The organism is Massilia rhizosphaerae, from assembly GCF_016093545.1.
GTDB lineage: Bacteria > Pseudomonadota > Gammaproteobacteria > Burkholderiales > Burkholderiaceae_D > Telluria > Telluria rhizosphaerae.
On the sequence record NZ_JADKYX010000023.1, the window covers coordinates 1 to 18,719 of the forward strand.

An 18,719-nucleotide genomic window follows, 5' to 3' on the forward strand; every position below is an offset into this window, starting at 1 on the left:
CATTCCAGGCGCTCGGCGTAGGTGCTGGGGCGGAAATTGCCTTCGGCATCGAAGTCGGTGATGGGGAAGGACAGCAGGCCGGACGACATGACCTGTTTGAGTTCTTGCGGATTCATGGGGGCTCCAGTGGCGGATGAGGGGAACGTCTTAACTTGTCAGTCATCGTACAACTAACGGCGCAGTCCCGCAACACTATTTTTGGACGACGTCTTACGGTTGCCGCACGATGGTCCGCGTCGTCGCCCGTTCGACCAGCTCGAATCCCACGTCGATGACGTTCCCGGCAGGCGGGCGGCCCTCGATCTTCGCGATCAGCGACCGGGCGGCCCGCACGCCGATGGCCCGCTTGTCGATGTGGACGGACGAGATCGGAGGATGCGTGTACGCGGCGAAATCGAAGTCGCCGAAGCCCATGATGCCGAGTTGCTGCGGCACGGCGATGCCTTGCGCCTGCGCTTCGATGAGCGCGCCCTGGGCCAGCACGTCCGAGCTGCACACGACGACTTCCGGCGCGTGGCCGGCGGCGAGGATCGCGCGCAGGCCTTCGCGGCCCAGATTGAGGACGGTCGGCGGCGTCGCCATGTGCGTGGCGACGGGTTCCACGCCGTGCAGCCGCAGCTCCGCTTCCAGCGCCAGGCGGCGCCGGTTGGCGCGCTCGTCGCGCGCGCAGATCGACGCGAACCGCCGATATCCTTTGCCGAGCAGGTACTGCGCGACCTTTTCGCCGATGCGCTCCTGCGAAAAGCCGATCGCGATGTCGATGGGGGAGGGCGTCAGGTCCCACGTCTCGACGACGGGTACGCCCGTCGCCAGCAGCTTCTTGCGCACGCCGGGTTGGTGATGGATGCCGGTGAGGACGATGCCGTCGGGCTGGCGCGACAGGATCGCCGCCAGCAGGTCTTCTTCCTTCTGCCGCGAGTAATTCGAGACGGACAGCAGCAACTGGTAGCCGTGCGCCGACAATTCGTCGTTCAGGCCTTGCACGGTCTCGGCGAACATCGAGTTCGACAACTGCGGCACGATGGCCGCGATGAGCCGGCTGCGCTTCGTCGTCAGGCTGCCGGCCAGCATGTTCGGGATATAGCCCATCGCGGCCGCCGCTTCTTTCACGCGCGCGATCGTGTCGGGCTTCACGAGCTTGGGATTGTGCAGCGCGCGCGACACGGTGATGGGGGACAGGCCCGCCAGCCGGGCGACGTCCTTGAGCGTGATGCTTTTCGGCCGCTCGCCGGCGCCGGGGACGTCGTCCGGCAAGGTGTCGTGATCGTGGTCGAGCGGCGAGGTCATGTGTTGGTTAAATCATACGGTTGTACGACATCCGATGACAACGCTTGCGTTCGCGGATGATTGCGGTATCATACCAAACGCCGGTCGCAGCCGGGAAATGCATGGCCGCACATGACCGGCCATATTTTTAAGATAGAAATGATTGCGGTGTCATTTGTGCTCGGGATCGATGCGTCATCGGTCCGCAGCGCCCGGTATTTCGCGGGCGCCGCGTTCGACACTGGAATGATCGCGCAATCATTAGAGAGCGAGACCGCACCATGGAGACGATGATGACCACCCCCCGCACCATCCGCATGCACGAGAACGACAACGTCGCCATCGTCGTCAACGCCGGCGGCCTGCCGGCAGGTACCGTGTTCCCCGACGGCCTGACGTTGACGACGCGCGTGCCGGAAGGGCACAAGGTCGCGCTGTGCGACATCGCCCAGGGCGCGCCCATCGTGCGCTACGACGTGACGATCGGCCATGCGTTGCAACCGATCGCCTGCGGCACGTGGGTCGAGGAATCGCTGGTCGGCATGCCGGCCGCGCGTGCGCTGGACGACTTGCCGAAACCCGTCCGCGGCCGCGCGCCGTTGCCGCCGCTGGAAGGTTATACGTTCGAAGGTTTCCGCAATCCGGATGGCTCGGTCGGCACGCGCAACATCCTCGCCATCAGCGAGACGGTGCAGTGCGTGTCCGGCGTCGTCGCGTTCGCGGTCGAGCGCATCAAGCAAGAGCTGCTGCCGAACTACCCGCACGTGGACGACGTCGTCGCCATCGAGCATACGTACGGCTGCGGCGTCGCCATCGACGCGCCGGGCGCCGAGATCCCGATCCGCACCTTGCGCAACATCGCGACGAACCCGAACTTCGGCGGCCGCGTGATGCTGGTGAGCCTGGGCTGCGAAAAGCTGCAGCCGGCACGCATGTTCCCGCAGGGTTCCATCCAGATCCAGAACGGCCAGCAGCCCGACACCGTGTGCCTGCAGGACGCGGCGCACGTCGGCTTCGGCGACATGATCGCATCCATCATGCGCACGGCCGAGACGCACCTGGCCGCGTTGAACCTGCGCCGGCGCGAGACCGTGCCGGCGGCCGAACTCGTCGTCGGCGTGCAGTGCGGCGGCAGCGACGCCTTTTCCGGCGTGACGGCGAATCCGGCCGTCGGCTTCGCCAGCGACCTGCTCGTGCGCGCGGGCGCCGCCGTCATGTTTTCCGAGGTGACGGAAGTCCGCGACGGCATAGCCCAGCTGACGGCGCGCGCCGCCGACGACGACGTCGCGCAGGCGATGATCCGCGAGATGGCCTGGTACGACGAGTACCTCAGGCGGGGCGGCGTGGACCGCAGCGCCAACACGACGCCCGGCAACAAGAAGGGCGGGCTCGCCAACATCACGGAAAAGGCGATGGGTTCCATCATCAAGTCCGGCACGGCGCCCATCGCGGGCGTGCTGGCGCCGGGCGACAAGCTGCGGCAGAAAGGCCTGATCTACGCGGCCACGCCGGCCAGCGATTTCATCTGCGGCACCTTGCAGCTGGCCGCGGGCATGAACATGCACGTGTTCACGACGGGCCGCGGCACGCCGTACGGCCTGGCTGCCGTCCCTGTCGTGAAGGTGGCCACGCGCGACGACCTGGCGCGCCGCTGGCACGACCTCATGGACATCAACGCCGGCCGCATCGCGACCGGCGACGCGACCATCGCGGACGTGGGCTGGGAGCTGTTCCACTTCCTGCTCGACGTCGCGAGCGGCCGCAAGAAGACGTGGGCCGAGCACTGGCGCCTGCACAACGCGCTCACGCTGTTCAATCCGGCGCCCGTGACCTGATCGTCCGCGCGATACCGGCTACAACCTGGGCATCCGCCACGCGTTCCGACGCGGCGGACGTCGACAATTCTTGGAGGGACCATGGAACACACAACGACGGCCGCCATGCCGGCCACCGCGACCAGGCTCGCGTCGCGCACGCGCTGGACGATCCTCGCGATCCTGTTCATCGTCACGACGATCAACTATGCCGACCGCGCCTCGATCTCGATCGCGGGACCGGCCATCCGCAAGGCTCTCGGCCTGTCGCCCGTGGAGATGGGCTTCGTATTCTCCGCGTTCGCGTGGTCGTACGTGGCGGCCCAGTTGCCGGGCGGCTGGCTGCTCGACCGCTTCGGCTCGAAGATCACGTACTTCTTCAGCATTTTCCTGTGGTCGCTGTTCACCTTGCTGACGGGCGCCGTCGGCTTCCTCGCGGGCGCTGCCGCCGTGGGCGCGCTGTTCGCGCTGCGCTTCGTCGTCGGCGCGGCCGAAGCGCCTTCGTTCCCCGGCAACAGCCGCATCACGTCGGCCTGGTTCCCCACGCACGAGCGGGGACTCGCGTCCGCGCTGTTCAATTCGGCCCAGTATTTCGCGACCGTGCTGTTCGCCCCGATCATGGGCGCCCTGGTGCACGCATTCGGCTGGCAGAGCGTGTTTTTCGTGATGGGCGGCCTCGGCATCGCGATGGCCTTCGTCTGGCTCAAGACCATCCACGGCCCCAAGGACCACCCGTCCGTGAGCGCGAGCGAACTGCAGTACATCGAGGAGGGCGGGGCGCTCGTCGACCTGGACGGCGCCGCCCGCGCGGCCCAGCCGCCGGTCGTCGACACGTTCGCCTGCATCAAGGAGCTGCTGGGCAACCGCATGCTGCTGGGCGTGTACGTCGGCCAGTACTGCATCAACACGCTGACCTATTTCTTCCTCACGTGGTTCCCCGTCTACCTCGTGCAGGAGCGCCACATGACGATCCTGAAGGCGGGCTTCGTCGCGTCGCTGCCCGCCATCGCCGGCTTCCTCGGCGGTGTCGTGGGCGGCACGATCTCGGACCGGCTGGCGAAGGCCGGGTTCTCGCTGTCGATGTCGCGCAAGGTGCCGATCGTCGCCGGCATGCTGCTGTCGATGAGCATGATCGCGTGTAACTACATCGAGACGGACGCCCTCGTCGTCGCCGTGATGGCGCTGGCCTTCTTCGGCAAGGGCGTCGGCGCGCTGGGCTGGGCCGTCGTGGCCGACACGTCGCCGAAAGAGGCGGGTGGTCTCTCCGGCGCGCTGTTCAACACGTTCGGCAATACCGCGGGCATCACGACGCCGATCGTCATCGGCTACATCGTGCAGGGCACCGGGTCGTTCGCGGGCGCGCTCGTGTTCGTGGGCGCGAACGCGGCCGTCACGATCTTCAGCTATGTGTTCATCGTGGGCGAGATCAAGCGCGTGACGCTGGTGAAGTCGTTGACGGCGCCATAAGCCACCGTCCGGCCCCGGCATTGTCATTTACAATGTTCCGATTCATTGCTGCCGGGGTCAATATGCGCATCTTCGCCGTCCTGTCCTTTTGTTGCCTGGCCGGCCCCGCGCACGGCCAGGATGCGGCGCAGGACATCGTGCCCCGTCCCGCGCACATCGAGCGCGGCGCGGGCGAGTTCGTGTTGACGCCGGCCACGCGCATCGTCGCCGCCGGCGCCGCGCTGCCCGAGGCGGCCATGCTGCGCGACTACCTGCGTCCGGCCACCGGCTTCGACCTGCCCGTCGGCGCGCAGGACGGCGCCGACGCCATCCGCCTGCGCCTCGATCCCGATGCCGCCACAGGCCGGGAAGGCTACCGCCTCGTGAGCGACGCGCGCGGCGTGACCATCTCGGCCGCGCAACCGGCCGGCCTGTTCTACGGCATCCAGACGTTGCGCCAGTTGCTGCCGGCCGCTATCTACCGCCAGGCGCATGTCGCACGGAGCTGGGCGCTGCCGGCCGTGGCCATCGCGGACGCGCCGCGGTTTTCCTGGCGCGGCAGCCACCTGGACGTGGCGCGCCACTTCATGCCGAAGGCCTTCGTCCTGAAGCACATCGAACTGCTGGCCCAGCACAAGATGAACGTGTTCCACTGGCACCTGACGGACGACCAGGGCTGGCGCATCGAGATCAAGCGCTATCCGCTGCTCACGCAGGTGGGCGCGTGGCGCCGCGACAGCATGGTGTCGTACTCGCCGCCGCGCTACGAGGGCAAGCCGCACGGCGGCTTCTACACGCAGGACGACATCCGCGAGGTGGTCGCCTACGCGGCCGCGCGCCACGTGACGATCGTGCCCGAGATCGAGATGCCGGGCCACGCGCTGGCCGCCATCGCCGCGTATCCCGAACTGGGCAACGCGCCGGGCCGCCGGCTGGAAGTGGGCACCGACTGGGGCGTGATCCCGCACGTGTTCAACGTGGAGGACGGCACCATCGCATTCTTGCAGAACGTGCTGGACGAGGTGATGGCGTTGTTCCCCGGGCCGTTCATCCACGTGGGCGGCGACGAATGCCCCAAGACGGAATGGGCGCAGTCCCCGGCCGCGCTGGCGCGCATGAAGCAGTTGGGACTCGTGCCCGCGACGGCCACCTTGCGCGACCTGCAGGACTACCGCGACGCGCAGGGCCGGCCGGCCGAGCATCCGGCGCTGCACGCCTTGCAGAGCTGGTTCATCGGCCGCATGGACGCCTACCTCACGCAGCACGGGCGGCGCCTGATCGGCTGGGACGAGATCCTCGAAGGCGGCCTCGCGCCGGGCGCCGCCGTGATGAGCTGGCACGGCGACGCGGGCGGCATCAAGGCGGCCGGCGCCGGCCACGACGTCGTCATGACGCCGGAGCGCGAGACGTATTTCGACTTTTACCAGGCCGACCCGAAGAGCCCCGGTTTCCGCGAGCCGATGGGCGTGCGCGACGTGACGACGCTCGCGCGCGTGTACGCGTACGACCCGCTGCCGGCCGCGCTGCCGGCGGGGGAGATCCACCACGTGCTGGGCAGCCAGGCCCAGCTGTGGACCGAATACATGGCGACGCCGCGCGACGTCGAATACATGGCCTGGCCGCGCCTGCTCGCGCTGGCGGAAGCCTTGTGGACGCCGAAGGACCGCAAGGACTACGGCCGGTTCGAGCGGGACATGCCGGCCGCGCTGGACCGGCTGCGGGTGCAGGACGTGAACTATCGCCCGCTGGACGGGCCGCGCGGGCCGACGGGCCGATCGACGCCGTGAGACGACGCCATGCGTGCAACCTGGACATATCACCCGCAACCGGATGACCACGGGCGCAAGGTCCGCCTGCACGCGCCGTCCTGCGAAGCGAACCTCGGCGCCCTGGCCGACCCGCGGGCCGCGCTGACCTTCGTGCCCGGCAGCGTCTGCGCCGGCACGTTGAACGACGTGCCGCTGGCCCCGTGCGCGCGGGCGCTCGTCGACGAGGCCTGCCGCCGCGCGGGCGCGGCACCGGCGTTCGTCGAACCGCCTTTCGTGCTTCCGGCCGGCAAGCACGCGGCCGCCGGGGCCGTCGTGCGCGAGCCGGACGGGCGGCTCTGGCTCGTGGCGCCGTCGAACGGCTTCGGCGGCTATGCGGCCACGTTTCCGAAGGGACGCGTGGAACCCGGCCTGGCGCTGCAAGCCACCGCCATCCGCGAGGTCTGGGAAGAATCCGGCCTGCACGTCGAATTGACGGCCTGGCTCGGCGACTTCGCGCGCACCCAGACCTTCACCCGCTTCTACGTCGCCCGCCGCATCGGCGGCCATCCGGCGCACATGGGATGGGAATCGCAGGCCGTCCACCTCGTTACGCCGGACCAGGCCCGCGCGCTGCTGAACCGCGACACCGACCATGCCGTGCTGGCGGCGCTGCTGGACGCGTGACACCGTCTTGTTGTGCGGCCACGACGGTCTGCGCATCTGATTCAGCTCAAAGTGACGCCAAATAGGCGAGATAGGCTCAACCTTTCCAACGTGTAATGTTCGGCTGACCTTTCTCAAATGTAATGTTCGACTGGTCCAGCTTTAATGTTCGCCTCAGTTTCGCGGCGTACCGTTTCTGTTGCGTATTGGAAGCATTTCTTGCCCTGTCTGTCATTCCCTTTTGAGGCTGTTGCACCGTGAAATTAGATGTTTTTCCGGAACTCGTCCCACCGCACACCGGTGGCATTCTCATCGCTCCGGACGATCCCGTGCAGCACCGCCAGGTCCTGGACAAGTTCGACGAACTGGGCTTGCGGCCGTATCTCGCCACCCGCGACGGTGGTCGCGGTTTCGGCCTGTCGGCCCAGGCCGCGCAGTCTCTCGTCCCCGGCTGCGACACGCTGAACCTGTGCCGCGACCTGGGCCTCGACACTGTCGCCGACATGGTCCACCTGGAGCGCGAGATCGTGCTGGCGCTGCTGGCCGCGCCACGCACCCTGCATTTTGCGAGCGCCGCCGAGTTCCTGGCGGCCGTCGCCATCCGGCGCAACATCGTCGTGGGTGCGCGCGCCACCCAGCTCGCGTTCGGCACCGCCGAAGCGAACCGTCCCGAGAGCCATTGGACGTATGACGAAGACCGCGGTTTCACGGTCCTGCCCGGCCGCTCGCTGATCGAGGCGCTCACGCTCGCCACCCAGCCGGAGGCGGGCGACGGGCGCCTGTATGCGTTTTCCTGCTACCGCGCGACCGAATACGTGATGCTGCTCGGGATCGCCCGTGAACTCGAGCGGGTCAATCCGCCGCTGCTGGCCGCCTTGCAGCGGCAGTGGGAGACGAACGCCATCCAGTCGGGCAGCTTCCACGACGTCTTCCTGGTCGAGTACGGTTCCCTCGAGGCGCCGCTGCCGCCGCGCTACTACGTGCCGGGCGACCGCGTCTGGTTCCGCAATCCCGACGAGCCGTCTTCCGACGCGTCCGGCTACGAAGGCTCGTGGGTCATCTATCTCGGCAACGGCCTGTTCAGCAATTTCTGGCAGCGCGACCGTCCGTACAGCCTGGCCGCCAAATGCGTCGAGATCTACCACTGGCGCCACGGCACCTTTGTCGATGCGGAAGGCGACCTGCGCATGAACGAGGCGATCGTGGAGGCGAAGGTGGCGGAAACGGCCGCCGATCCTGCCGCGTTGGCCGCGGTCGTCGCGCGCATGTCGCGCCTGCGCGATGGCCGCGGCATCTATGCGGACGGCGGCTGCATCGATTTCTCGCGCGAGTTCGCGCGCAATGTTTGCCCGGGGACGGCGGAGATCGTGCTGCCGGGCTGATGCCCGTCACGGCTGATGCCGATGTCCTCATGGCTGCAGCACGTACTGGCCGGGAGCGTCGCGCACGTAGCGCCCCGACGGCGGGGGCGCTATCCACGGGCCGGCGAGCCGCGTCAGCCAATGCTCCCAGGCCGGCCACCAGCTGCCTTCACGCACACGGGTCTCGGCCTGCCAGGCGTCGGGATCGACATATGGCGCGTCGTGCTCATGCGTGCTCATCTGGTAACTGCGGCCCGCCTTACCCGGCGGCGACACGACGCCCGCGTTGTGGCCGCCCGACGTCAGCAGGAACGTCACGGCCGTATCGCTCAGCGGAATGATCTTGTAGACGGAGCGCCATGGCGCGACGTGGTCCGTCATCGTGCCCACCGCGAAGATGGGGATGTGGATGTCGGTCAGCGCCACGGGCCGTCCGTTGACGAGGTAGCGCGCGCTGGCCAGGCTGTTCTGCAAAAACAGGTTGCGCAGGTATTGGGAGTGCATGCGGTACGGCATGCGGGTGGCGTCCGCATTCCACGAGGCGAGGTCGTTGTCGGCGTCCGGAATGTCGAGCAGATAATGGCGCAGGCGCCGCGACCAGATCAGGTCGTTGGAGCGCAGCAGCTGGAAGGCGCCGGCCATCTGGCGGGTGTCCAGGTAGCCCTGCTGCCACATCACGGCTTCGAGGAAGCTGACCTGGCTCTCGTCGATGAACAGCGACAGCTCGCCCGGCTCCGTGAAGTCGACCTGGGCCGCGAGCAAGGTCATGCTGGCCAGCCGCTCGTCGCCGTCGCGCGCCATGGCGGCGGCCGCGATCGCGAGCAGCGTGCCGCCCAGGCAATAGCCGCATGCGTTGACGTGCGCCGCGCCCGTCTCGCGTTCGACCATGTCCAGCGCGTCCATGATGCCGTGGCGCCGGTAATCGTCCAGCGACAGGTCGCGGTCGTCGGCCTGCGGGTTCTTCCAGGAGATCATGTACACGGTATGGCCGTGTTCGACGAGGTAGCGGACGAGCGAGTTCTGCGGCGACAGGTCGAGGATGTAGTACTTCATGATCCACGCCGGCACGATCAGCAGCGGCACGGCGTGGACCTGCGGCGTGACGGGATCGTAGCGCAGCAGTTCGATGAGGTGGTTGTCCATGACGACCTTGCCGGGCGTGATGGCGACGTCGCGCCCGGGCCGCCGGCTGACCGGCGCCGACGTGCCGGCCAGCGCGCGCCGCAGGTCGGTGCCGGCCCGGACCAGGCCATGCGCTAGGTTCTGGCCGCCGCTGGCGAACGTGACCTGCTGCGCCACGGGATTGGTGGCGATGAAATTCGACGGCGCGACGCCGTCCAGCAACTGGCGCGCGACGAAGGTGACGACGTCGCCATGGTGCGACGACACGCCGCGCACGCCGCTCGTGGCCCGGTGCCACCACTGCTGCGTGAGCAGGAACCCCTGGCTGAGCTGGTTCCACGGCCACGCGTGCCACAGCGGATCGTTGAAGCGCTTGTCCTGCGCCAGCGGCTGCACGGGCTCGGCCGCCGTGCCGAACATGGCGCTGGTGCTGTACTGCACCCAGCGCTGCAGGTTGCTCATGGCCTGCACGCCGAGCTCGATCTGCTTGGCGGGCGACAGCAGCAGGTGGCTGGCCCAGTCGTACCACGCGCCGGCCAGCGCGGCCGGCGACACGTAGCCGGTTAGGCGCCCCAGCGCGGCATTCAGCGCCAGGTCGACGTGGGCGTGCTCGATGCTGGCCTCGGGATAGCGCGGCCGCGGCCCGCCTTGCCACGTGCTGGCTTCGCGCCGCTGCTCGCTCGGCGGGATCTCGGACAGGATATTCATGGCGTGCGGGCTCCTTACGAAGATGCATAGCCGTTTGACCAGGATCCGGCCGCTTAGTTGCCGCACGTGGACGTTCGGCCGCTTGATGCAGCTCAGGTGGGAATCCGGCGATCGACGTAATATCGTCGTCGGCGAGGTAGCAAAGCGGTTATGCGGCGGCTTGCAAAGCCGTTCAGACGTGTTCGACTCACGTCCTCGCCTTTCGATTTCCCTCGGCACCGCCCCCCGACGCGCAGGCGACACCGGCAGAATCCCGGTCAGTGTTGCCCGGTCACCGGTTTCTCATCCTTGATGCGCTGGACGAATGGCGAGTCGTCGGGATGGGCGTGCGGGACGTTTCACCCCGCGACGATGGTCTGCGGTTCGGTACCGTCGTACATCGCATCGACCAGCCGGGCGCGCCGCACCAGGACGGCTGCCTGGTTGATCGACCCCTTGTCCGTCTGCTCGCGGTGGTCGATGGACGGCGGCTCCGCCAGCAGCAGCAGCCGTTCCACCCGTCGCGACGATCCGCTCGCATCCCGATTCAAGTCGTCGACCAACTGCTTGAAGAAGCGTCGCACGGGGCTGCTCGCGAGGACCTCGGCGACGGGCTTGTCCGGGCCCATGCCGCACAGGGCCCGACAGTGCTCCACGCGCGGAAAGACCATGAGCCCGATGGCCGGGCGGTTGATGCCCGTGACGACCACGTCCACGACATAGGGCGCCCCCATGCTGACGACCCGTGCCCGCAGGGGCCCGACGCTGACGAACGTGCCCGAGCTCAGCTTGAAGTCTTCGGCGATACGGCCATCGAACATGAAGCCGAGTTCGGGCTGCTGCGCGTCGTGGAAACGCAGCGCGTCGCCGGTGCGGTAGTAGCCGTCTTCGTCGAAGGCTTCCGCGGTCAGGTGCGGCGCGCGCCAGTAGCCCGGCGTCACATGCGGCCCGTGGAACCGCGCCTCCAGCTTGTCGCCGACCGGCACGAGCTTGACCTTGCAGCCGGGGGCGGGGACGCCGACATAGCCGGCCTTGACGATGGGGCCCGTGCCGAACGTGCTCGACGGCGAGGTTTCCGTCATGCCGAGCCCGGTCATGATGCGGATCGACTCGCCGCAGCGCGCGAGCGCCACCTCGTCCAGGTGTTCCCAGGCGCGTTGCGACAGGCCGGCGCCGGCGCAGAAGAACAGCTGTACCCGCGAAAAGAACTGCGTTGCCAACTGCTCATCCGTTTTCAGGGCCTCCGTCAGCATTTCCCAGCCGGCAGGAATGTTGAAGTAGACCGTGGGCGCAATCTCGCGCAGGTTGCGCAGGGTGACGCCGAAGTCGCGCGCGGTCGGGCGGCCGTCGTCGATATACAGCGTGCCGCCGTTGTACAGCACGATGCCGACGTTGTGGCTGCCGCCGAACGTATGGTTCCACGGCAGCCAGTCGAGCAGTACGGGCGGTGTCGTGCCGAAGAACGGAAAGGTCTGCAGCAGCATCTGCTGGTTGCTGCACAACATGCCGTGGGTCGTGATGACGGCCTTCGGCTTCTTGGTCGAGCCGGATGTGAACAGGAACTTGGCGATGGTGTCCGGCCCGATCTCGGCGTTGCGCGCGTCGACGGTCGCCGGCGCCGTCTCCAACAGCTCGGCAAAACGGGTGGCGGCGCGGCCGGGCACCGCGCCCGTGGTCAGGATCAGTTCCGCGTCCGCCGGCATGACGGCCTCGATGGCACGCCCGTACGCCGCGCCATCCGCTGCGAACAGTGCGCCAGGGGTCAGGTGAGCGATCAGGTCGGCCAGCTTGGCCGGATCGGTGGCGACGAGGGAATAGGCTGGGGACAGCGGCGAATAGGGAATACCGGCATACATCGCGCCGAACGCCAGTTGGAAGTGTTCGAGGTCGTTGCCGGACAGGATGACGAGAGGCCGTTCCGCGCACAAGCCGCGCGCGAGCAGCGCTTGTCCGATGCGGCGCGCGCGCCCCAGCATGTCGGCATAGGACAGGCGGATCCATTCGCCGTCCGCGCCGCGGCGCGCCACCAGGGTGCGTTCCGGATGGCGGCGTGCGCCCTCGACCAGACGGTCGGTGAAGCGCACCGGGACCGGCGCGAGCGGCGTGACGGCGTCGACGTGCCAGATGCCGTCGACCTGGTAGGCCGCGACCTCGGGATTGCCGAGATCCACCTGTCGCCGTCGCACGCCGCCGTCTTCCGCGATCATCGATGGGGTCATGACGGCCTCCGTTCAGATCGGGTAGTGGCGTGGCGCCGTCTGCACCGTGATCCAGCGCAGGTCGGTGAATTCCGCGATCGCCGCCCTCCCGCCGAAGCGGCCGTAGCCGCTGCCCTTGACGCCACCGAACGGCATCTGCGCCTCGTCATGCACGGTTGGGCCGTTGACATGGCAGATGCCGGATTCGATGCGCCGGGCCACCGCCAGTGCGCGGCCGACGTCGCGGCTGAACACGGCGGCCGACAGCCCGTATTCGCTGTCGTTGGCGAGACGGATCGCTTCCTCGTCGCTGTCGAAGCGCAGGATCGAGACGATCGGACCGAAGGATTCCTCCTGGTACACGAGCATGTCGGGGGTGATGCCGTCGACGATCGCCGGCTGCATGATGTTGCCGTCGACGCCGCCGGCCTGGATCACGGTGGCGCCGCGCGCACGCGCATCGCGCAGCATGGCGTCGACTCGCGCCGCCGCTGCCGGGTCGACCATGCCGGCCAGCGGGGCGTCGGCGCGCGCGGCCTTGAGGGTCGCCGTTTTCGCTGCCAGCTTGTCGATGAATTGCGGCGCGGCCTTGCGGTCGACGAGGATGCGGTCGGCCGACATGCAGATTTGGCCCTGGTTGAAGTAGGCGCTGAAGGCGGCGGCTTCGACCGCCGCATCGAGGTCGGCATCGTCGAGCACGATGATCGGGTTCTTGCCGCCCAACTCCAGCAGCACGGGCTTCAGGTGCGCGGCCGCCTGCTGCGCGATGATGCGTCCGACTCGCGTCGATCCCGTGAAGTTGATGCGACGCACGGCCGGATGCGCGATGAGGCGCTCGACAACCTGGGGCGCGTCCTGCGGCGCGTTGGTGATGACGTTGACCACGCCCGGCGCAAAGCCGGCGTCGGCGAAGGCCTGGCCGATCAGGCGGTGCACGGCCGGACACGTTTCCGAGGCCTTCAGGATCACCGTGTTGCCGCAGGCGAGCGGCATGGCGATCGCGCGCGTGCCCAGGATGACCGGCGCATTCCACGGTGCGATGCCGACCACGACCCCGCAGGCCTGGCGTACGCCCATGGCGAGCGAGCCCGGCACATCGGACGGAATGACGTCGCCGCCGATCTGGGTCGTCATGGATGCCGCCTCGCGCAGCATGTTGGCGGCCAGCGTCACGTTGAAGTGGTACCACATCGGCGCGCCGCCGGCTTCGTCGACGGCCGCTTTGACGAATCGGGCCCGCAGCGCTTCCATTTTTTCGGCCGCCGCCAGGAGCAGGGCGCGGCGCTCGCCCGGCGGCAGCGCCGACCAGGCCGGGAAGGCATCGCGTGCGGCGGCGACGGCGGCGTCGACGTCGTCCAGGGAGGCTGCGGCGGCACGCGTGGCGACCTGGCCGGTGGCGGGGTTGAGGCGCTCGAAGGTCGCGCCATTGGATGCGGGGCGGTCTGCGCCGCCGTACAGCAGATCGGTATGGAACATTCGGTTTTTCATCAGTTCAGCGCTCAGGCGCGCTTGTAGCTCTGCAGGCCCGGCTTGATCGTCTTGTCGTCCAGGAACTGCTTCAGGCCTTCCTTGCGGCCTTTCTCGGGGTCGCGGTAGTTGGACTGATCGATCTTGGCGTACAGGTAATCCTCGTTCTGGTCCCAGGTCAGTTCGCGGCAGCGTTTGAAGCCTTGCTTCGCGTAGCGCAGCACGACCGGATTCTTCTCGCGCAGGTTCTGGGCCAGTTCGGTCACGGCCGCGCGCAGCTGCGACTTCGGCACGGCCTTGTTCACGAGGCCCATTGCGGCCGCCTGTACGCCGGTGAACGTCTCGCCGGTCATGATGTAGTACAGCGCCTGGCGGTGGCCCATCGTATCGGCCACGGCCTTCGACACCAGGTTCCCCGGCGGTATGCCCCAGTTCACTTCCGACAGGCCGAACACGGCCTCCTCGGCGGCGATGGCGAGATCGCAGGCGACGAGCGGAGAAAACGCGCCCCCGAAGCACCAGCCGTTCACCATTGCGATCGTGGCCTTGCTGTACATGCGCAGCAGCTTCCATTGCCATTGCGAGCAGTCGCGGCGGATGCGCTCCTGCATGATTTCGGGCTGGCCGTCCGTTTCGCGGAAATACTCCTTCAGGTCCATGCCGGCCGTCCAGGCATCGCCGGCGCCCGTCAGCACGATGACCTCCGCGTCGTCGTCCAGTTCCAGCGTCTCGAGCACGTCGATCATCTCCCGGTTGAGCGTGGGACTCATCGCATTGCGCTTTTCGGGACGGTTCAGGGTGATCCAGCCGATGCCGTTTTCGACGTCGACCGTGACGGTTTTCCAGCGTGCTTCGTATTTGGACATACAATGTTTCCCGTATCGAGGTTGTTATCAGGCTACCTGATATTTGTCTTATCCTATACGTGGCTTTTCCGCAAGACAAGTCCCTTTTTATGGCAAACGAAAAAAAATCATCGTCTTCCTCGTCCTCCGCTAAACCGATGGGGCTGGCCTACCTGGTCGGCCGCCTCGACCACGTGCTGCACCAGCGCCTGCGCGACAGCCTCGCGCCGTCCGGGCTCACGGTGCCGCAGTACACGGCGCTGTCGGTGTTTCGTGTCCATGGTTCGCTGTCGAACGCCCAGCTCGCGATGCGCACGATGATTTCGCCGCAGTCGGCCAACGAGATGGTGAAGCAGATGGAAGGGAAGGGATGGGTCGAGCGCAGTCCCGATCCGGTACACGGACGCATCATCCAGATCAGCCTCACCGCGGCGGGCGCGACGATCCTGGGCGAATGCGATGCCGGGGTGGCGGAAGTGGAAAGCCTGATGGTCGCGGAGCTCGGGCAGGAAGAGCGTGCGCGGCTGCACGCCCAGCTGCGCGCCGCGGTGCGTGCGTTGAGCGTGCAGGGGACCTGAGGCTTGCTTGCCCGGATCCTTCTGGTTCGGGAACTGGTTGAACTCGATCTTGCGCACATGAACGGCGCCGGTGTTGTCGACGCCGCGTTGCATTTCATTTAATTATTCATTCGATACTTCGGCCTCACGATGCCGGCATACCATGTATACACAAGTCGTTATTTTCAAGCTCAAGGGCGACGTTTCTCGCCGGAATTTCCTGGATGCCAGCGCCAACATGCTCCTTTGGTTGAAACAATGTCCAGGTTTTATGGATTACGCGCTTTATGAGGGCCCCGAAGGGTGGTGCGACACTGTTTTTTGGCAAAGTAAAGCATGCGCTGAGCAAGGAATGCATGCGTTCTATCGATCCGAGTTGTCGAAAGAGATAGTCGATCTCGTCGAGCCCGGTTTCACGAGCTTTTTCGGGACGCCAGTGCCAGTTCTCTCCTGAGCATTCCGTGAATATGCTCCAAGCGACGACTCGACGTGCGCAGCGGCAGCACGGCTCGGCCACCGCAGCCGTGAGGACACGATGTGCGCCGTTCCTATCGCTGCCAAAACCTGAAAATCGTCAATTTCAGTCTTGAGGCCTTCGACAACCGGAATGTATGTACGTTGTGGCAAGGGCACAGAACGCGGTTGCGGGTGCCCCGTCCGCCAATAGCCTCTAACACTTTTTGTCCGCAAAACTTCAACTTTTCGTATCCTCATAGGAAATCGAAAAAAACTTCACGCCCGGCATTGGTCGCAAAAATATACTCATCCACGTAAGTTGTCGGCATGCCCGCGGTCCAGTCGACGACCGCGCATGACCGGCAAGCCGATTGCACAGAGACGTCCGGACAGGACGCAACGTGGAGACCGTCGAAGATGAAGTTGGCTAAAACGCACAAGATTGCTTTGTTATTCAATGCGAACAAAGCGTTTGACCGGGAAGTCATCGCAGGGATTGCCGCTTATTTGTCGAGCAGGCGAACGACCTGGGAACTGTTCGTCGAAGATGATTTCCGCTTGCGCCTGCACAACCTGGCGCACTGGCAGGGTGACGGAATAATCGCCGATTTTGACGATCCGGACGTGGTGGCGGCGCTGTCCCAAAGCAGGGTGCCGGTGGTGGGCGTCGGCGGATCGTATGCGAACGAGGACGATTACCCGGCCGGCGTTCCGTACGTTGCGACGGACAATTTCAAACTCGTCAACCTCGCGTATACCCACCTCATCGACGCCGGCCTGCGCCGGTTCGCCCTGTTTTCCTTGCCCGATTCCACGAAAACGCGGTGGGCGCAGGAACGCGAAAAGGCGTTCTGCAGCCTGATGCGGCGCGACAAGCTCGATGTGAACGTCTTCCATGGACCGGAGACCGACGAGACGCCGTGGGCGGCGGTCACCGCCCAGCAGGTCGAATGGCTGCGGAGCCTGCCGAAACCGATCGGCATCATCGCCGTCACGGACGCCCGGGCGCGGCAGCTGTTGCAGGCTTGCCAGATGGCGGATATCGCCGTGCCGGAGCAGGTAGCGGTCATCGGTATCGACAACGATCCGCTCGTGCGCATGTTGTCGTGCATACCGCTCAGTTCCGTCATCCAGGGCACGCAAGAGATGGGCCGGACGGCTGCTCGCATGCTGCACCAGATCCTGGACGAGACCTTTTTCGAATGCACGCGCATCCTGATACCGCCGGCCGGGATCAATGTGCTGGCATCCAGTGCCCACCATCCGGTGAAAAATCCCCGTGTCATGCGCGCGCGGCACTTCATCCGTCAATACGCCTGCCAGGGCATCAAGGGGGACCAGGTGGCCGATTTCGTCGGGGTGTCGCGCTCGACGCTCGAGAATTATTTCCAGCAAGAGCTGGGCTGCAGCGTGCACGACGAAATCCTGCGTTTCAAGCTCGACGCCGCGACCGCCATGTTGTCGCGGGGCGACTGCACCGTGGCCGAGGTGGCGCTCCGTTGCGGATTCACGTCGAACCAATACCTGTTCGCCGTGTTCAAGCGGGAGCTCGGTTACTCGCCGCGGGAATACCAGCAGCGCGCGCAACTGGGCCTGCTGGCGCCACCGGGCGATGCCGCCGGCCGTGCCCTCGCGACGGAGGCCGACCTGCTGTCCTGACGCTGCTCCTGCCGCCCGGTCATCTTTGACGGGCAATGTGCTGCTCGACAAATGTGCGTAGTACCTGTCATCATGTTCACGAGACCGGGAACGGTAAGCGTACATTTGTCGGGGTGGCAGCAGGGGAATGCAGAGTTTTTACAACAAGGCGCTCGCCGGGTTGTTGGGCCTCGTCGTGGCGAGCGTGCTGATCGGCTACGCCTGCGTCCGCTTGACGTATATCCGGCTGCCGCTGCTGCCCGCTGCGGACAGCGGCTTGCGGTGGCAGGCCGTGTCGATGGCCGATTCGGCCGTGGGCGGGCGGTCGACGATCCGGCTGACCGACGTCACCGACGCGCTCCGCTTCGAATTCGTGTCCGCGAAGGGGGCGTATTATCCGTTCGCCCACGCGGAACTGGCGTTCCGGGACAGCGCCGGCAACTTTACCCACGTCGACCTGTCCCGCTACAGCGCCGTGTCCTTCGACGTCACCTGCGCGCCCGCGAACACGCTGGCGTTCGGCCTCGTGATGTTCGAGGACAGGGTGTCGGTTCCCGGCCAGTTCGACACGTATCGCGTGCCGTATAGCTATTTCTTTTGCAATCAGCACGGCGAGCACGTCGAGCTCGACCTCGCCCGCCTGCGGACCGACCAGTGGTGGTTCGACCGTAACAAGCTGAACCTCGCGCGGCAGGAGCACACGCTGACCAAGATCGCGAAGCTGTCGTTCGGCAGTACGTTCCAGAGTCCGTTCAACGTCGTTTCCAAGGTCGAAGTCAGGGAGCTGGCGCTGATCGGCCGCGACATGCGTTATCTCTACCTGTTCGCCGCGTTCATGGTCATCGCCTGGCCGGCGTACGGCCTGTGGTTCTTCCGCCGGCATACCCGGGCGCTGCTGGCGGAGGTGAAAGACAAGATGCGCAGGGATATTCCGCTGGTCGCCTACCAGCAGCTGTCCCAGGACCTGCACCGGGACAAGGAGGAGAGCGCCATCCTGCGGTTCATGGCGACGGAATATCTCAACCCCGAGCTCGACGTCGAGACCATGGTCAACAAGGTGGGCATCAGCCGCAACAAGATCAACGAGATCCTGAAGGCGGAACTGGGCTTTACCTTTTCGACCTACCTGAACAAGCTCAGGCTCACCGAGGCGGCCCGCCTGCTGGGCGAAAAGGAAGACACGAGCGTGGCGGAAATCGCCTATGCCGTGGGCTACCGGAACGTTTCCTACTTCAACAAGCTGTTCAAGGAAGAGTACGGCTGCACGCCGAAGACCTTCCGCAAGCTGCGCGGCGGCGCCCCGGAACAGCCGGGGTCATGATGCGTCGCCGCGCCGAGGGATTTCATCGGGAGATTGATGGATTTCGTTGTGGCGACGCCGGCAGGCGATTACTAGAATGGATTCTCGCTGGACGTGCACGGTGTGCTTGCCGTGTCCGGATCGCCAGCGT

The 18,719-nt window shown here is 66.3% G+C and carries 14 protein-coding genes, 1 tRNA gene and 1 pseudogene; 10 read left to right on the forward strand and 6 right to left on the reverse strand.

All coding sequences use genetic code 11. The annotated features are described in order from the left end of the window. Positions 1-116, reverse strand: a pseudogene (locus ISF28_RS25695) (5-dehydro-4-deoxyglucarate dehydratase); the annotation flags it as partial. A 94-nt stretch (positions 117-210) separates the two neighbouring features. After that, positions 211-1,287 carry a LacI family DNA-binding transcriptional regulator gene (locus ISF28_RS25700; protein ID WP_198120027.1) on the reverse strand — a complete coding sequence of 359 codons (1,077 nt, stop codon included), beginning with the start codon at positions 1,285-1,287 and terminating at the stop codon, positions 211-213. A 260-nt stretch (positions 1,288-1,547) separates the two neighbouring features. Here ISF28_RS25700 and garD point away from each other — a divergent pair, with 260 nt between their 5' ends. From garD to ISF28_RS25725, 5 genes are all read left to right on the forward strand, one after another. Next, positions 1,548-3,101, forward strand: coding sequence for a galactarate dehydratase (garD, locus tag ISF28_RS25705; protein WP_198120028.1), 1,554 nt, complete (start codon positions 1,548-1,550; stop codon positions 3,099-3,101). An 81-nt stretch (positions 3,102-3,182) separates the two neighbouring features. Continuing rightward, positions 3,183-4,547 carry an MFS transporter gene (locus ISF28_RS25710; protein ID WP_307727472.1) on the forward strand — a complete coding sequence of 455 codons (1,365 nt, stop codon included), beginning with the start codon at positions 3,183-3,185 and terminating at the stop codon, positions 4,545-4,547. A 62-nt stretch (positions 4,548-4,609) separates the two neighbouring features. After that, positions 4,610-6,313 carry a beta-N-acetylhexosaminidase gene (locus ISF28_RS25715; protein WP_198120029.1) on the forward strand — a complete coding sequence of 568 codons (1,704 nt, stop codon included), beginning with the start codon at positions 4,610-4,612 and terminating at the stop codon, positions 6,311-6,313. A gap of 9 nt (positions 6,314-6,322) precedes the next feature. Next, positions 6,323-6,958, forward strand: coding sequence for an NUDIX hydrolase (locus tag ISF28_RS25720; protein ID WP_198120030.1), 636 nt, complete (start codon positions 6,323-6,325; stop codon positions 6,956-6,958). Positions 6,959-7,194: 236 nt separating this feature from the next. After that, positions 7,195-8,319, forward strand: coding sequence for a TGL-type protein-glutamine gamma-glutamyltransferase (locus tag ISF28_RS25725; protein WP_198120031.1), 1,125 nt, complete (start codon positions 7,195-7,197; stop codon positions 8,317-8,319). A 27-nt stretch (positions 8,320-8,346) separates the two neighbouring features. On the opposite strand, the gene ISF28_RS25730 is transcribed toward ISF28_RS25725, so the two are convergent. Then, the gene (locus ISF28_RS25730) at positions 8,347-10,128 is read right to left on the reverse strand and encodes a PHA/PHB synthase family protein (RefSeq protein ID WP_198120032.1); all 1,782 of its coding nucleotides are present in this window, start codon (positions 10,126-10,128) and stop codon (positions 8,347-8,349) included. A 130-nt stretch (positions 10,129-10,258) separates the two neighbouring features. Between ISF28_RS25730 and ISF28_RS25735 the strand changes: the two genes are divergently transcribed. Further along, positions 10,259-10,329: transfer RNA gene (locus ISF28_RS25735), tRNA-Cys, on the forward strand. Positions 10,330-10,466: 137 nt separating this feature from the next. On the opposite strand, the gene ISF28_RS25740 is transcribed toward ISF28_RS25735, so the two are convergent. The 3 genes from ISF28_RS25740 to ISF28_RS25750 are packed head-to-tail and all read right to left on the reverse strand — an operon-like array spanning position 10,467 to position 14,638. Further along, on the reverse strand, positions 10,467-12,326 hold the full coding sequence (locus ISF28_RS25740) for a feruloyl-CoA synthase (RefSeq protein WP_198120033.1): 1,860 nt from the start codon (positions 12,324-12,326) through the stop codon (positions 10,467-10,469). 12 nt (positions 12,327-12,338) lie between these two features. Continuing rightward, positions 12,339-13,781, reverse strand: coding sequence for an aldehyde dehydrogenase (locus tag ISF28_RS25745; RefSeq protein ID WP_198120034.1), 1,443 nt, complete (start codon positions 13,779-13,781; stop codon positions 12,339-12,341). Between the two features lie 23 nt (positions 13,782-13,804). Beyond that, complete coding sequence (locus ISF28_RS25750; RefSeq protein WP_198120035.1) at positions 13,805-14,638, reverse strand: p-hydroxycinnamoyl CoA hydratase/lyase; 834 nt, start codon at positions 14,636-14,638, stop codon at positions 13,805-13,807. 89 nt (positions 14,639-14,727) lie between these two features. On the opposite strand from ISF28_RS25750, the gene ISF28_RS25755 reads away from it, so the two are divergent. The 4 genes from ISF28_RS25755 (at position 14,728) to ISF28_RS25770 (ending at position 18,589) form a co-directional block, all read left to right on the forward strand. Then, positions 14,728-15,195 (forward strand): MarR family winged helix-turn-helix transcriptional regulator, encoded by a 468-nt coding sequence (locus ISF28_RS25755; protein ID WP_198120036.1) that lies wholly within the window; start codon positions 14,728-14,730, stop codon positions 15,193-15,195. A gap of 142 nt (positions 15,196-15,337) precedes the next feature. Then, positions 15,338-15,628, forward strand: coding sequence for a hypothetical protein (locus ISF28_RS25760; RefSeq protein ID WP_198120037.1), 291 nt, complete (start codon positions 15,338-15,340; stop codon positions 15,626-15,628). A gap of 419 nt (positions 15,629-16,047) precedes the next feature. Beyond that, positions 16,048-17,289, forward strand: coding sequence for a XylR family transcriptional regulator (locus tag ISF28_RS25765; protein ID WP_198120107.1), 1,242 nt, complete (start codon positions 16,048-16,050; stop codon positions 17,287-17,289). Between the two features lie 127 nt (positions 17,290-17,416). Next, positions 17,417-18,589, forward strand: a complete 1,173-nt coding sequence (locus ISF28_RS25770) for a helix-turn-helix domain-containing protein (RefSeq protein WP_229519391.1) — start codon at positions 17,417-17,419, stop codon at positions 18,587-18,589. Positions 18,590-18,719: the final 130 nt, after the last annotated feature.

Excerpts from the sequence above, each read along its gene's own strand:
- ISF28_RS25700 (WP_198120027.1), bottom strand. The coding sequence starts at position 1,287 with ATGACCTCGCCGCTCGACCACGATCACGACACCTTGCCGGACGACGTC.
- garD (WP_198120028.1), top strand. The coding sequence starts at position 1,548 with ATGGAGACGATGATGACCACCCCCCGCACCATCCGCATGCACGAGAAC.
- ISF28_RS25710 (WP_307727472.1), top strand. The coding sequence starts at position 3,183 with ATGGAACACACAACGACGGCCGCCATGCCGGCCACCGCGACCAGGCTC.
- ISF28_RS25715 (WP_198120029.1), top strand. The coding sequence starts at position 4,610 with ATGCGCATCTTCGCCGTCCTGTCCTTTTGTTGCCTGGCCGGCCCCGCG.
- ISF28_RS25720 (WP_198120030.1), top strand. The coding sequence starts at position 6,323 with ATGCGTGCAACCTGGACATATCACCCGCAACCGGATGACCACGGGCGC.
- ISF28_RS25730 (WP_198120032.1), bottom strand. The coding sequence starts at position 10,128 with ATGAATATCCTGTCCGAGATCCCGCCGAGCGAGCAGCGGCGCGAAGCC.
- ISF28_RS25740 (WP_198120033.1), bottom strand. The coding sequence starts at position 12,326 with ATGACCCCATCGATGATCGCGGAAGACGGCGGCGTGCGACGGCGACAG.
- ISF28_RS25745 (WP_198120034.1), bottom strand. The coding sequence starts at position 13,781 with ATGTTCCATACCGATCTGCTGTACGGCGGCGCAGACCGCCCCGCATCC.
- ISF28_RS25750 (WP_198120035.1), bottom strand. The coding sequence starts at position 14,638 with ATGTCCAAATACGAAGCACGCTGGAAAACCGTCACGGTCGACGTCGAA.
- ISF28_RS25755 (WP_198120036.1), top strand. The coding sequence starts at position 14,728 with ATGGCAAACGAAAAAAAATCATCGTCTTCCTCGTCCTCCGCTAAACCG.
- ISF28_RS25760 (WP_198120037.1), top strand. The coding sequence starts at position 15,338 with ATGTATACACAAGTCGTTATTTTCAAGCTCAAGGGCGACGTTTCTCGC.
- ISF28_RS25765 (WP_198120107.1), top strand. The coding sequence starts at position 16,048 with ATGAAGTTGGCTAAAACGCACAAGATTGCTTTGTTATTCAATGCGAAC.
- ISF28_RS25770 (WP_229519391.1), top strand. The coding sequence starts at position 17,417 with ATGCAGAGTTTTTACAACAAGGCGCTCGCCGGGTTGTTGGGCCTCGTC.